The organism is Pseudomonas sp. TH10 (assembly GCF_016651255.1).
Classification (GTDB): domain Bacteria; phylum Pseudomonadota; class Gammaproteobacteria; order Pseudomonadales; family Pseudomonadaceae; genus Aquipseudomonas.
The window spans coordinates 1-14,393 of the sequence record NZ_JAEKEG010000019.1; the positions used below are offsets into that span (position 1 = coordinate 1).

The following is a 14,393-nucleotide window of genomic DNA, read 5'->3' on the forward strand; positions in this document are numbered from 1 at the left end:
TGATCTTTGATCTGCTGCAGAACATCAAAGACGTAAACAAGTCGTGGCAACGTCGCAATGGGTGCTGTTAATCCGGTAGCCGCGAGGTGGAAGCGCAGTTACAGTTCCGACGATAACCATCAGCCCGCTGTGCGTTTTTCGTTTCGCCCTTTTTTCGGCTGCTATTTATTACAGGCCCAGGTTCATGCCCGAATACGTTAATTGGCTTCGTCACGCGTCCCCTTACATCAATGCCCACCGCGATTGCACCTTCGTCGTCATGCTGCCCGGCGACGGCGTGGAGCATCCGAATTTCGGCAACATCGTCCACGACCTCGTCTTGCTGCACAGCCTGGGCGTGCGCCTGGTGCTGGTGCACGGTTCCCGTCCACAAATCGAAGCGCGCCTCGCCGCTCGCGGCCTGACCCCGCATTACCATCACGGCATGCGCATCACCGATGCGGCAACGCTGGAGTGTGTGATCGACGCGGTCGGCCAATTGCGTATCGCCATTGAAGCGCGGCTGTCGATGGACATGGCCTCGTCGCCGATGCAGGGCTCGCGCCTGCGCGTGGCCAGCGGCAACCTTGTCACCGCGCGGCCGATCGGCGTGCTCGAAGGCGTTGATTACCATCACACCGGCGAAGTACGCCGGGTCGACCGCAAAGGCATCAATCGTCTGCTCGATGAGCGTTCGATCGTTTTGCTGTCGCCGCTGGGCTACTCGCCGACCGGGGAAATCTTCAACCTCGCTTGCGAAGACGTCGCCACCCGCGCCGCTATCGACCTGGGTGCCGACAAGCTGCTGCTGTTCGGCGCCGACCTCGGTCTGATCGACGAGAACGGCAAACTGGTGCGTGAGTTGCGTCCGCAACAGGTGCCGGCGCACCTGCTTCGCCTGGGCAGCAATTATCAGGGCGAACTGCTCGATGCCGCCGCCGAGGCCTGCCGTGGCGGTGTAGCACGCAGTCATATTGTCAGTTATGCCGAAGACGGTGCGCTGCTGACCGAGCTGTTCACCCGTGACGGTGGCGGTACGCTGGTGGCACAAGAGCAATTCGAACTGGTGCGCGAGGCGGCGATTGAAGATGTCGGCGGCTTGCTCGACTTGATCAGCCCGCTGGAAGAGCAGGGGATTCTGGTACGGCGTTCGCGCGAAGTGCTGGAGCGCGAGATCGAGCAGTTCAGCGTGGTCGAGCGCGAAGGCATGATCATCGCCTGTGCGGCGCTGTATCAGATTGCCGATTCGGATGCCGGTGAGCTGGCGTGCCTGGCGGTGAATCCGGAGTATCGCCATGGTGGTCGCGGTGATGAACTGCTGGAACGCATCGAGACCCGCGCCCGCGCGCAGGGCTTGAAAACGCTATTCGTCCTCACCACCCGCACTGCGCACTGGTTCCGCGAACGTGGATTCGAGCCGAGCAGCGTCGAGCGTATGCCGGCGGCGCGGGCGTCGCTGTACAACTATCAGCGCAACTCGAAAATCTTCGAAAAAACCCTGTAACGCAATCCCCCTGTAGGAGCTGCCGCAGGCTCCTACGGGGATTGCGTTTATTCCACGTATTTAGAGCTGACGTACGCCGAATAATCTGGCAGCACCGTCTCGACTTTGCCCTGTTCCTTCAGGAACTTCGCGGTCTCGCCAATCGCCTTCGCCGTGCCTCCGTCCAGCAGCGCGGTGGTCTGCTGTGCCTTGGCATCCGGGAACGCTGAGCCTGCGAGCAATTCCGGCACGTCGGCGGCATTGGCACCGGTCAATTTGGCGATTTTCTGCACCGGCTCGGAGTCTGCCGTCCAGCTGTCTTTATGGCTGGCGTAATCGGCAAACGCGTCTAGAGTGACCTTGGCAAATTTGGCTACAACGTCAGGATGCTTCTCGGCGAAGTCTTTACGGGCGACCCAGACTTCAAAGGTGGGCGCACCCCACTGACCGACCTGCGCAGCGTCCGTGAGGGTCTTGCCGGTCTTGCGGATTTCGCCCAGAGCCGGCGACCAGACAAATGCCCCATCAATATCACCGCGCTTCCACGCAGCGGCGATTTCCGCGGGTTGCAGGTTCACCACTTTGACTTTCGAGGTGTCCAGGCCCCAATGCTTCAGTGCGCCGAGCAGGCTGTAATGAGAGGTGGAAACGAAGGGCGTGGCGATGGTCTTGCCGATCAGATCTTCCGGTTTATTGATCCCGCTCCCGTTACGGACTACCAGCGCCTCGGCGGCATTGATCTGCGCCGAAACGATGAAGGCAACGATTGGCAGGTTCCGCGAAGCCGCGGCGGCCAGCGGGCTGGAGCCCAGATTCCCGATCTGCACATCCCCGGAAGCAATGGCCGTGACCACCTCTGGCCCGCTGTTGAAGCGGCGCCAATCGATTTTCTGGCCAATGGTTTTCTCATACAGGCCGTCGGCCTGCGGCACCTTGCTCGGATCAATCCCGGTCTGATATCCCACGGTCAGGTTGGCGGCGACGGCGTTAAAAGAAATTAAAGCCGATACACAAACTGTAACAATTGGGATGGATAGTGCGCGCTTGATTGTCATGGCCAGGTCTTCGATGAGAGGAAATGCGGATTTCCGTTAAATCTAATCGATCTAAAAAACGGCTAATAAATATCTTTTGGGAATTAGCTTATAGGCTTGCGTTCAACGGACCGCGCGCTGCGTTCAGTTCCTAAAGGCTATTAAAAAACATCGGATGCTTCGTATTGGATTTATGCAAAACGGATTTATCTGCCGACGCTGGATTCACCGGGGATTAGACCATGGTCGTAGTCACATACGGTTACGATTGACTTGCAGGTCACGGTCTGGCGCTAATCGCAAATCCTAGGATCCCGGGCATTTGACCCAGGGCCAGGAATACAAAAATTAGAAACGAGAGGAGCTTAAAAATGAACAAGTCCACCTTGGCCTTGGCCGTGGCCGTAGGGGTAATGGCGCAGCAGGCAGGCGCCGCCGGATTCATTGAAGACAGCAAGGCTTCCGTCAGTTCTCGCACCATGTATTACAACGCCGACACTCGCGAAGGCGCCGCCAACGATCAGCGCGAAACTGCTCAGGGCCTCAAGTTCGATTACCTGTCGGGCTTCACCCAAGGCACAGTCGGCTTCGGCTTTGATGCCCAGGCGCTGGTCGGCATTCATCTGGACGGTGGTCGCGGTCATCACCCGGACAACAACTCGTTCTTCCCAAGTGACACTGACGGCTCGGCATCCGATCCATGGAGCCGGGTAGCGGGTAACGTCAAGGCACGCATCTCGAAAACCGAAGCCCACCTCGGTGGTGCCTTGCAACCGAGCATGCCGGTACTGATCGCGAACGACAGCCGCCTGCTGCCACAGACCTTCGAAGGCGGCACCATCACCTCGAAGGAAATCGACAACGTCACGTTCAACGCCGGCCAGCTCGAGCACGCCGCGGGTCGAGCGTCGTCGAACACCACCGGTCTGGCAGTCGCTGGTGGCACTGAAGAAAGCAACAAATTCCGTTACGGTGGTGCTGACTGGAAGGTCACCAAAGACCTGATGCTGCAGTACTACTACGCCAATCTGGAAGACTACTACAAGCAGCATTTCCTGGGCCTGGTACACGTCTACCCGATCAGCGCGACCCAGTCGTTCAAGACTGACCTGCGCTATTTCGACAGCAGCTCCGACGGCAAGAACGGTGATGCGGGTTACCGCTTCAACAACAACGGCGGTTATGCGAAGAATCCGGGCGAGGTGGATAACCAGACCTGGAGCGCCATGTTCACCTACACCCTGGGTCCGAACGCATTCTTGCTGGGCCATCAGCGTGTCAGCGATGACGGTGGTTTCGTCTACCTGAACCAGGGCAACGTGCTCGACGGCAATGGTCGCAACGAAGGAGCCGGCGGTGCGAGCTTCTACTCGTTCACCGACGCCATGATCAACGGCTTCGTACGTGCAGGCGAGAACACCACATTCGGTCAGTACACCTTCGACTTCGCATCCCTGGGCGTCCCAGGCCTGAAGGCCTCGGCCGCTTACCTGCGTGGCGAGGACATCAAGGCCACCAACGGCGTTGGCAAAGACCAGACCGAGTGGGAGCGCGACCTGCGCGTGGACTACGTGATTCAAACCGGCGCGCTCAAGGGGTTCGGTACGACCCTGCGTCACGGCACCTACCGCGGCGACACCAACATCTCCGCCCAAGACCAGACCCGCGTGATTTTCAACTACACCTATAGCTTCCTGTAACACCCAACACGGAAAAAGCCCTGCCAGCTGGCGGGGCTTTTTTTGGATTATTTCTTATATTCAAATTGGGTCTTAGTATGTAATTTATTATTCTTTTTAGCTTTTAGCGCGAAGCCCTAAAGTGCGTTCCTCTGGGGCCGATACCGGTGGCCTGACACGCATAAATGCCATTCCCTTATTCCTGAATGGCATTAAAAGAATGAAATTATTTTTTATCCGTTTACCATGCGGGCCCCATTCCCCTTGGTCAGACGCCCGGGGTAGACGCATCACGCGATGAACCGTGGTTTGCGGTCACCGCGCATTTCAGGATCCAGAGCATTCGACTCTGGACCGAAAAAAATTAGAGACGATAGGAGCGAAACAATGAACAAGTCCACTTTGGCCCTGGCTGTGGCCGTAGGGGTTTTGGCGCAGCAGGCAGGCGCCGCCGGTTTCATCGAAGACAGCAAGGCCACCCTGGGCCTGCGCAACTTCTACATCAACACCGATAACCGTGACGGTACCGGCGCCAATAAAAACGAAGAATGGGGCCAAGGCTTCGATCTGCGCTTCATCTCCGGTTACACCCAAGGCACCGTCGGCTTCGGTATCGACGCGATCGGCCTGCTGGGCGTCAAGCTGGATTCGGGCGGCGGCACCAACGGTGCTACCTCGACTTCCTACGGCGGCACTGTGTTCCCGAGCAAGTCCAACGGCGAAGCTGTTGATAACTTCTCGAGCCTGGGCCTGACTGCCAAAGCCAAGATCTCCCAGACCGAACTGAAGCTGGGTACTCTGCAGCCGAAGAACCCGGTCATCGTCACCAACGACGGTCGTCTGCTGCCACAAACCTGGCAGGGTGGCCAGATCACTTCCGGCGAGATCAAGGACCTGACTCTGGTCGGTGGTCAAGTCGAGCACGTGAAAGGTCGTAACTCGAGCAACGAAGAGCAGCTGTCGATCGGCGGTGCCAACGCTCGCGTCGCCAACAGCAACAAGTTCATCTACGCCGGTGGTGACTACAAGATCACCAAAGACCTGACTGCCCAGTACTACTACGGCAACCTGGAAGACTTCTACAAGCAGCACTTCCTGGGTCTGGTTCACAACTGGGCAATCGGCCCAGGTGTATTGAAGTCTGACCTGCGTTACTTCAATAGCTCTGATGACGGAAAAAACGGCACAGATTCGAACTACTACAGTTCGGGCAACTACACAGGCTTGCGTAATGGTCGCGGTGAAGTCTCCAACAACCTGTACAGCGGTCTGTTCCTTTACACCGTTGCAGGGCACACCTTCGGCGGTGGCTATCAGGTCAGCAACGGCAGTAGCGACTTCCCTTGGCTGAACCAGGGCGACGGTTCGTCGAACTACACCATCACCGACATGCAGATCCAGAAATTCGGCCGTGCTGGCGAGAAAACCTGGCAAGTACGCTACTCCTATGACTTCGCTAAAGTCGGCGTGCCTGGTCTGACTGCTGGTGCTGTGTACCTCAGAGGTGACGATATCGACACCGTGGGCACCAACGGCCAACAAGCTGCCTCGGGTGCCTCCGAGTGGGAACGCGACTTCACCCTCGCTTACGTGGTACCGGAAGGCCCGCTGAAAAACGTAGGCTTCATGTGGAAAAATGCTACCTGGCGCACCGACCTGCCTAACACCCGTTCGCAGGACGAAAACCGCCTGATCCTCAGCTATTCGATCCCGCTGTTGTAATAGCGCTCGCGTTACTGAAGTAAAAACGCCCTGCCTGGCACCCTGCCGGGCGGGGTTTTTTGTGTTTTTTAACTGGCTTTTTATATGCATTCTAATTCTAAACGAATCGATATTTATTCTTTTTCATGATGCCAAATCCCAAGCTACAGTTGAGGTCTCCAACAACTCATCAGGAGCAGCACCATGAGCCTCAGACTCGGCGACATCGCCCCCGACTTCGAACAGGATTCCAGCGCCGGCAAGATTCGTTTTCACGAGTGGCTGGGCGATAGCTGGGGCGTGCTGTTCTCTCACCCGGCGGACTTCACCCCGGTGTGCACCACCGAACTGGGCTTCACCGCCAAGCTCAAGGACGAGTTCAGCAAGCGCGGCGTCAAAGCCATCGCGCTGTCGGTCGACCCGGTGGACTCGCACCACAAATGGATCGAAGACATCAACGAAACCCAGAACACCCTCGTCAACTTCCCGATCCTGGCGGATGCCGATCGCAAGGTCTCGGATCTGTACGATCTGATCCACCCCAATGCCAACGACACGCTGACCGTGCGTTCGCTGTTCGTGATCGACCCGAACAAGAAGATTCGCCTGACCATTACTTATCCAGCGAGCACCGGACGCAACTTCCACGAGATTTTGCGAGTGATCGATTCGCTGCAACTCACCGATAACTACAAAGTGGCCACGCCGGCCAACTGGCAGGACGGTGACGAGGTGGTGATCGTGCCGTCGCTCAAGGACGAGGAAGAGATCAAGAAGCGCTTTCCGAAGGGCTATCGCGCCGTGAAGCCATACCTGCGCCTGACGCCGCAACCCAATCGTTGAAAATCAAAGATCGCTGCCTCCGGCAGCTCCTACACGGATAGGCGGGTCCTGCAGGAGCTGCCGAAGGCTGCGATCTTTTCGAACACACCACAAAGCAGGGGATTTCAGGCCGTTTAGACGGCCTTTTTTTCGCCTGGACATCCAGTCTCTTTATATCTCTTAATCGAATAACCAAATGAATAAATATGATTTATAGATATAACAATCAGCTGTTAAGGTCACTCCATCAAAGCGAGATCGCACACTGCGAATTGCCAAAATAGCTTAAGGAATTCCTGAATGCTGGTTGTCTCAATCGGTGGCAGTCCTAGCCAACGCTCCCGTTCCGGAGTGCTGCTGGACCACGCTCAGCGCTGGTTGCGCGAGCAAGGTGTGGAAGTGGTGAGTTACCAGGTACGGGACTTCCCGGCCGAAGACTTGCTGCATGCACGCTTCGATAGCCCCAAGGTGATCGACCTGCTGCAACAGATTGAAAACGCTGACGGCCTGCTGATCGCTACGCCGGTTTACAAGGCCTCGTTCTCCGGTGCACTGAAAACCGTGCTGGACCTGCTGCCCGAGCGTGCGTTGGACCACAAAGTGGTTTTACCCATGGCTACCGGCGGCAGTATCGCGCACATGCTGGCGGTGGATTACGCGCTCAAACCGGTGCTGTCGGCGCTCAAAGCCCAGGAAATGTTGCACGGGATTTTCGCCGTGGACAGTCAGATCGCTTACGGCGAGGGCAGCGCCCAGGCGCAGTTGGCGCCTGAGCTGGAACAACGACTCGGTGAGTCACTGGAGCTGTTTCTTATCGCCATGGCGCGACGGCCGAAACCAATCGATCCGAACCTGTTGAATGAACGTTTGCTGAGTGCTCGCTGGAGCATTTGAGCCCGCACTCAATCTACCCTGAATTTGCTTCACTCCACCTTACTCGCCCGCCAACGGGCAAGCAGGTGCAGCCAAAACCCAACAGCAAAAAGGAGAGCGCTATGCGCACTGTATTTTTGCGTCGTGGTCTGGTCGCTCTGTTTGCTGCGGCTGTCACCTTCGGCGCCATCACTCAAGCTCAAGCCGAGACATTGCGGATCGGTTATCAGAAATACGGCACGCTGGTGCTGCTCAAAGCCAAGGGCACCCTGGAAAAACGTCTGGCCGCCCAAGGCGTCGACGTGCAATGGACTGAATTCCCCGGCGGCCCGCAATTGCTCGAAGGCCTCAACGTCGGTTCGATCGATTTCGGCGTGACCGGCGAAACCCCTCCCGTGTTTGCCCAGGCTGCTGGCGCTGATTTGCTCTACGTCGCCTACGAGCCGCCGGCGCCGAACAGCGAAGCGATCCTCGTGCCGAAAGACTCGCCGATCAAATCGGTGGCTGATCTCAAAGGCAAGAAAGTCGTGCTGAACAAAGGCTCCAACGTTCACTACCTGCTGGTACGTGCACTGGAAGACGCCGGCCTCAAATACACCGACATTCAAACCGTCTTCCTGCCGCCGGCCGATGCCCGCGCCGCGTTCGAGCGTGGCAGCGTCGACGCCTGGGTTATCTGGGATCCGTACCAGGCCGCCGCCGAGAAACAACTGCAAGCGCACACCCTGCGCGACGGTAAAGGCATCGTCGACAACCACCAGTTCTATCTCGCGACCAAGCCTTACGCACAGAAAAATCCCGAGGTGATCAAGGCCCTCGTCGAGGAAGTGCGCGCCGTCGGCGAGTGGTCGAAAGCCAACCCTCAAGAGGTCACCGAACAGGTCGCGCCACTGCTCGGCCTGCCGGCAGACATCACCCTGACGTCGGTGAAACGCCAGGGCTACGGCGCGCTGTTCCTGACCCCGGAAGTGGTCGCCGCGCAACAGAAAATCGCTGACACGTTCTTCCAGCTCAAGCTGATTCCCAAGCCGCTGAGCATCAAGGATGTGATCTGGACACCACCGGCCGCTGTGGCCCAAAGCTCGGCCACCCAAGCCCAGTAATTCGAATCCCCAAGGAGACCACTCCATGAGCCTCAATATCTTCTGGTTCCTGCCTACCCACGGTGACGGCCATTACCTTGGCACCGCCGAAGGCGCTCGCGCCGTCGACCACGGTTATCTGCAACAGGTCGCGCAAGCGGCGGATCGTCTGGGCTTCGGTGGCGTGCTGATTCCTACCGGCCGCTCCTGCGAAGACTCGTGGCTGGTGGCGGCGTCGCTGATCCCGGTGACCCAGCGCCTGAAGTTTCTGGTTGCCCTGCGCCCCGGGATCATTTCCCCGACAGTAGCAGCGCGCCAGGCCGCGACGCTGGATCGCCTGTCCGGTGGTCGTGCGCTGTTCAATCTGGTGACTGGCGGTGACCCGGAAGAATTGGCCGGCGACGGACTGTTTCTCAGCCACGAAGAGCGCTATCAGGCCTCGGTGGAATTCACGCGTATCTGGCGTCGTGTGCTGGAAGGCGAAACCGTTGACTACGACGGCCAGCACATCAGCGTGAAGGGCGCCAAATTGCTCTATCCGCCAATCCAGCAACCGCGTCCGCCGCTGTACTTCGGCGGCTCGTCAGAAGCGGCGCAGGACTTGGCCGCCGAACAAGTGGAAATGGTCCTGACCTGGGGCGAGCCGCCTGCAGCGGTTGCCGAGAAGATTGCACAGGTTCGCGCCAAAGCCGCCAAGCTCGGCCGCACCGTACGCTTCGGCATTCGTCTGCATGTGATCGTCCGCGAAACCAACGCCGAAGCGTGGCAAGCCGCAGATCGGCTGATCTCGCATCTGGACGACGAGACCATCGCTCGTGCTCAAGCCTCGCTGGCGCGCTTTGATTCGGTTGGCCAGCAGCGCATGGCGGCACTGCACGGTGGCAGCCGCGATAACCTCGAAGTCAGTCCTAATCTGTGGGCCGGTGTTGGCCTGGTGCGCGGCGGTGCCGGCACGGCACTGGTGGGCGATGGTCCAACCGTGGCGGCTCGCGTGAAGGAATACGCAGACCTGGGCATCGACACCTTCATCTTCTCCGGTTATCCACACCTCGAAGAGTCGTATCGCGTCGCTGAACTGTTGTTCCCGCACCTCGACATCGAGCGTCCGGAACTGCCGAAAAGCGCCGGTTACGTCAGCCCGTTCGGCGAGATGGTCGCCAACGACATTCTTCCCAAAGCCGCGTCGCAGAGCTGAGGCGCGCCATGAAGAAAATCATCCACAGCCTTGCGCCCTGGGCGTTGCCGGTGTTGTTGCTGGCGGTGTGGCAGTTGTCCGTGTCCGCCGGTTGGTTGTCGACGCGGATTCTGCCGGCACCGGTGGCGGTGATCGAGGCAGGCGTCAGTCTGGTGCGCAGCGGCGAAATCTGGACGCACCTGGCGATCAGCGGCTGGCGCGCGGCCCTCGGCTTCACCATCGGCGGCAGCATCGGTCTGGTGCTGGGTTTCATCACGGGCCTGTCGAAGTGGGGCGAGCGCCTGCTCGACAGTTCGGTGCAGATGGTGCGCAACGTGCCGCACCTGGCGCTGATTCCTCTGGTCATCCTGTGGTTTGGCATCGATGAGTCTGCGAAGATTTTCCTGGTGGCGTTGGGCACGTTGTTCCCGATCTACCTCAACACGTATCACGGCATCCGCTACGTCGATCCGGCGCTGGTGGAGATGGCACGCAGTTACGGTTTGTCCGGTTTCAGCCTGTTCCGCCAGGTGATCCTGCCGGGCGCACTGCCTTCGATCCTGGTCGGTGTGCGCTTCGCCCTGGGCTTTATGTGGCTGACGCTGATCGTCGCCGAAACCATTTCGGCCAGTTCCGGCATCGGCTATCTGGCGATGAACGCCCGCGAGTTTTTGCAGACCGACGTGGTGGTGCTGGCGATCCTGCTTTACGCGGTGCTCGGCAAACTCGCCGACCTCGCAGCCCGTGGACTTGAACGTGTGTGGTTACGCTGGCATCCGGCTTATCAGGTTGCCAAGGGAGGTGCGGCATGACCGCTCAACAACCTCCACGCCTGCTGCGCGGGATTCCGCTGGCAGTGCGCAACCTGCAGAAAACCTTCGGCGCACGGCAAGTGCTGCGCGACATCGATCTGCACATTCCGGCGGGGCAATTCGTCGCCGTAGTCGGGCGCAGTGGCTGCGGCAAAAGCACTTTGCTGCGCTTGCTCGCCGGCCTCGATCAACCGACTGGCGGCGACTTGCTGGCGGGTTCGGCGCCTTTGAGCGCTGCGCTGGAAGACACCCGCTTGATGTTCCAGGAAGCGCGTCTGCTGCCGTGGAAAAAGTTATCGACAACGTTGGCCTAGGGCTCAAGGGCAACTGGCGGCCACAAGCACTGGACGCGTTGGAGTCGGTTGGCCTGGCCGATCGCGCCAACGAATGGCCAGCCGCGTTGTCCGGCGGGCAGAAGCAGCGTGTTGCGCTGGCTCGGGCGCTGATTCATCAGCCGCGGCTGCTGTTGCTCGACGAACCGCTCGGCGCACTTGACGCGCTGACCCGCATTGAAATGCAGCAACTGATCGAACGTCTCTGGCAGCAGCACGGCTTTACCGTGTTGCTGGTGACCCACGACGTCAGCGAAGCGGTGGCGATTGCCGACCGCGTCATCCTGATCGAAGAGGGTGAAGTCGGCCTCGACCTCCACGTGGAACTACCGCGCCCTCGGGTTCGCGGTTCCCACCGGCTGGCGGCGCTGGAGACCGAAGTCCTCAACCGCGTGCTGTCACTGCCCGGCGAGCCGCCGGAACCGGAACCTGTTTCACCATTGCCCACGCAATTGCGTTGGGCGCAATAACTCACCTTATCCAACGACAGGAACAACCTCATGACTATCAAGGCCATCAACGTTCGTAATCAGTTCAAAGGCTCGATCAAGGAAATCGTGCTGGGCGACGTGCTGTCGGAAATCGACGTGCAGACCGCTTCGGGCATCGTCACTTCAGTCATCACCACTCGTTCTGTCAAAGAGCTTGAGCTGGTGGTGGGCAGTGAAGTGATCGCGTTCGTGAAATCCACCGAGGTGTCGATCGCCAAGTTGTAAAGGGCGTGCACTGCGCACAACCCCGGAGGGTGTGAGCCCTTCGGGTTTTTGTGTGCGTGATTCAGTGGAGTCAGCGGTGTGGCCATCGCGGGCAAGCCCGCTCCCACAGGTTGATGTGTCACTTACAAAATCTGTGTTCGCTGGAGATTCTTGTGGGAGCGGGCTGGCCCGCGATGAGGCCAGCATGACACGTGCCGTAGTCAGATTGAGTGAGCGCGCTTGGGCATATAAGGCGGCAGATAAAGCCCCAGATACGCATCAAACACCCGCATCCCTTCCTCAGCCATGCGCGGCGTGATCTGCCCATGCTGCTGCACCGAACGCGCATACACCCGATCCCCCAGCTCCATCGCCAGCGCAAACACATCGACATCACTCGGCAACTTCGGCAGTTCGAAGTGATGATCGAAAAGCTTGTGCATCAGTTCGCCCAGCTCGATGTCGTGTTGGCGGTCGGCCTGGGTGACTTCGGTCAGGCCGTGCTGGGCAAGAATCAATTGTCGGGCGGCGGCGTCGTCGCTGTAGATGTCGAGCATGCGCTGCTCCACCAGGCGTGACAGGTCGCGCCAGCCGCTGAGGGCGTTGTGGTCGATGGGGGCTTGCAGGCATGCCCGGAAAGCGGCGTGGACGTCGGCCGTCAGCGCTTCGAGCAAGGACGGTACGCTGGCGAAAAAGTGATACACCGAGGACGGCGGGATTTCGGCGCGCTCGGCCACGCTGTAGATCGACAGGCTGCCCACGCCTTCGGCGGCCAGCAGCGTACGGGCGGCGTCGAGTATGGAATCGATCCGCGCCTGGCTGCGGGCGCGAGGTTTGCGGACGGTGGCGGTGCGCGTCATTGGAGACTCCTGCGGGGCAGGGGGCATTGTACGAGCCGGGTGATGTGTTGTCTTGTCGGCCGCCATCGCTGGCAAGCCAGCTCCCACAAGGATTTCCAGCGAAACACACATTTTGTGTGCGGCAAGTGACTTGTGGGAGCTGGCAAGCCAGCTCTCAAGGATTTCCAGCGAAACACTCATTTTGTGTACGGCAAGTGACTTGTGGGAGCTGGCTTGCCAGCGATCCGCCGCAGGCGGCCATAAAAAAACGCCGTTGGCTGAATCAGCCGACGGCGTTTTTTTTGCAGCTACATCCGCTTAAACGGTATGCAGGTACCAGTTGTACTCAAGGTCGGAGATGGAGTGTTCGAACTCCTCCAGCTCGCTTTCCTTGCAGGCGACGAAGATATCGATGTATTTCGGATCGATGTACTTGGCCATCACCTCGCTGTCGTCCAGCTCACGCAAGGCATCGCGCAAGTTGTTCGGCAGGCTCTGCTCGTTCTGCTCGTAGCTGTTGCCTTCGACGGGCGCGCCCGGCTCGATCTTGTTGGTCAGGCCGTGGTGCACGCCTGCAAGAACAGAAGCCATCAACAGATACGGGTTGGCATCGGCACCGGCTACACGATGCTCGATACGCACGGCATCGGAAGAACCAGTCGGTACGCGAATCGCCACGGTGCGGTTGTCCAGGCCCCAGCACGGCGAGTTCGGCACGTAGAACTGAGCGCCGAAACGACGGTAGGAGTTGACGTTCGGGCAGAGGAAAGCCATCTGCGCGGGCAGGGTCTCGAGCACACCGCCGATCGCGTGACGCAGCGCGGCGTTCTGCTCGGGATCCTCGCTGGCAAAAATGTTTTTGCCTTCTTTATCCAGAATCGAAATGTGTACGTGCAGACCATTACCTGCCTGGCCCGGGTACGGCTTGGCCATGAAGGTGGTGTCCATTTCATGGTCGTAGGCGATGTTCTTGATCAGACGCTTGAGCAGTACCGCGTAGTCGCACGCCTTGATCGGGTCGGCGACGTGGTGCAGGTTCACTTCGAACTGCGCCGGGGCACTTTCCTTGACGATGGCGTCGGCCGGGATGCCTTGCTCTTTGGCACCTTCCAGAATGTCCTGGAGGCAGTCGACGTATTCGTCGAGGTCGTCGATCAGGTAGACCTGCGTCGAGTGCGGACGTTTACCGGAGATCGGCGAGCGTGGCGGCTGCGGACGGCCGTTCACGTTTTCCTGGTCGATCAGGTAGAACTCGAGTTCGAATGCGGCGCAGATGGTCAAACCGAGCTCGTCAAACTTTGCAACAACTTGACGGAGCACTTCGCGCGGATCGGCGAAGAAAGGGTCGCCTTCGAGTTCGTGCATGGTCATCAACAGTTGCGCGGTAGGGCGCTTCTGCCATGGCTCGTTGCACAGGGTATCGGGGATTGGATAGCAGATACGATCGGCGTCGCCGATGTCCAGGCCCAGGCCGGTGCTTTCCACCGTCGAACCATTGATATCCAGAGCAAATAGAGAGGCCGGCAGGTTGATGCCTTTCTCGTAAACCTTGTGGAGGCTGGTGCGTTCGATGCGCTTGCCGCGCACCACACCATTCATATCCGCAATCAGAAGGTCAACGTACAGAACCTCAGGATGTTCCTTAAGGAACGCGTTCGCTTCGTTAAGCTGAACGGCACGCGGGGGTACCGACATGATGCAACACCTTTGTTGTTAAAAATATCAATCATTGATCTTTTCTGGTTTCAGTCAACCCGAACGGCCTGCCGAAGTCAAGCGAGGCCTTTTTTGCCCTAAAAAAGCGCCGCGAGGGCATTTATGGGGCACTTTGAGGCGCTTTTCAGTCATTGAGACGCTTGCCACCCGCAGGCTTGAGCAGGCCGTGTTG

At 59.0% G+C, this 14,393-nt stretch carries 12 protein-coding genes and 1 pseudogene; 10 read left to right on the top strand and 3 right to left on the bottom strand.

The window, feature by feature from the left end; translation table 11 throughout:
- Positions 1-184 precede the first annotated feature (184 nt).
- Entirely contained in the window at positions 185-1,483 is a 1,299-nt protein-coding gene (gene argA / locus JFT80_RS02345) for an amino-acid N-acetyltransferase (protein ID WP_201146799.1), read from the top strand.
- 47 nt (positions 1,484-1,530) lie between these two features.
- On the opposite strand, the gene tauA is transcribed toward argA, so the two are convergent.
- A complete protein-coding gene (tauA, locus tag JFT80_RS02350; RefSeq protein ID WP_201146800.1) occupies positions 1,531-2,517 on the bottom strand; it encodes a taurine ABC transporter substrate-binding protein in 987 nt (328 codons plus the stop codon).
- A 350-nt stretch (positions 2,518-2,867) separates the two neighbouring features.
- Here tauA and JFT80_RS02355 point away from each other — a divergent pair, with 350 nt between their 5' ends.
- The 9 genes and pseudogenes from JFT80_RS02355 to JFT80_RS02395 all read left to right on the top strand — a co-directional run bounded on the left by JFT80_RS02355 (position 2,868) and on the right by JFT80_RS02395 (position 11,687).
- Positions 2,868-4,196 (top strand): OprD family porin, encoded by a 1,329-nt coding sequence (locus tag JFT80_RS02355; RefSeq protein WP_122841072.1) that lies wholly within the window; start codon positions 2,868-2,870, stop codon positions 4,194-4,196.
- Positions 4,197-4,562: 366 nt separating this feature from the next.
- Positions 4,563-5,897 (top strand): OprD family porin, encoded by a 1,335-nt coding sequence (locus tag JFT80_RS02360; RefSeq protein ID WP_201146801.1) that lies wholly within the window; start codon positions 4,563-4,565, stop codon positions 5,895-5,897.
- A 183-nt stretch (positions 5,898-6,080) separates the two neighbouring features.
- The gene (locus tag JFT80_RS02365) at positions 6,081-6,719 is read left to right on the top strand and encodes a peroxiredoxin (protein ID WP_201146802.1); all 639 of its coding nucleotides are present in this window, start codon (positions 6,081-6,083) and stop codon (positions 6,717-6,719) included.
- A gap of 279 nt (positions 6,720-6,998) precedes the next feature.
- Positions 6,999-7,592, top strand: coding sequence for an NADPH-dependent FMN reductase (gene ssuE, locus JFT80_RS02370; protein WP_201146803.1), 594 nt, complete (start codon positions 6,999-7,001; stop codon positions 7,590-7,592).
- 101 nt (positions 7,593-7,693) lie between these two features.
- Positions 7,694-8,674: a sulfonate ABC transporter substrate-binding protein gene (locus JFT80_RS02375; RefSeq protein WP_201146804.1), complete on the top strand. Its 981-nt coding sequence runs from the start codon at positions 7,694-7,696 to the stop codon at positions 8,672-8,674.
- Between the two features lie 25 nt (positions 8,675-8,699).
- Positions 8,700-9,848, top strand: a complete 1,149-nt coding sequence (ssuD, locus tag JFT80_RS02380) for an FMNH2-dependent alkanesulfonate monooxygenase (protein WP_141125856.1) — start codon at positions 8,700-8,702, stop codon at positions 9,846-9,848.
- An 8-nt stretch (positions 9,849-9,856) separates the two neighbouring features.
- Positions 9,857-10,639, top strand: coding sequence for an aliphatic sulfonate ABC transporter permease SsuC (gene ssuC / locus JFT80_RS02385; RefSeq protein WP_201146805.1), 783 nt, complete (start codon positions 9,857-9,859; stop codon positions 10,637-10,639).
- A pseudogene (gene ssuB / locus JFT80_RS02390) lies at positions 10,636-11,441 on the top strand (aliphatic sulfonates ABC transporter ATP-binding protein). Before ssuC ends, ssuB begins: the two are co-directional and overlap by 4 nt.
- Positions 11,442-11,471: 30 nt before the next feature.
- Positions 11,472-11,687: a molybdopterin-binding protein gene (locus JFT80_RS02395; RefSeq protein ID WP_003229256.1), complete on the top strand. Its 216-nt coding sequence runs from the start codon at positions 11,472-11,474 to the stop codon at positions 11,685-11,687.
- 200 nt (positions 11,688-11,887) lie between these two features.
- Here the strand turns inward: JFT80_RS02395 and JFT80_RS02400 are convergent, their stop codons facing one another.
- Positions 11,888-12,526 (bottom strand): TetR/AcrR family transcriptional regulator, encoded by a 639-nt coding sequence (locus JFT80_RS02400; RefSeq protein WP_122841081.1) that lies wholly within the window; start codon positions 12,524-12,526, stop codon positions 11,888-11,890.
- Between the two features lie 297 nt (positions 12,527-12,823).
- A complete protein-coding gene (locus JFT80_RS02405; RefSeq protein WP_007913842.1) occupies positions 12,824-14,200 on the bottom strand; it encodes a glutamine synthetase family protein in 1,377 nt (458 codons plus the stop codon).
- Positions 14,201-14,393 lie beyond the last annotated feature (193 nt).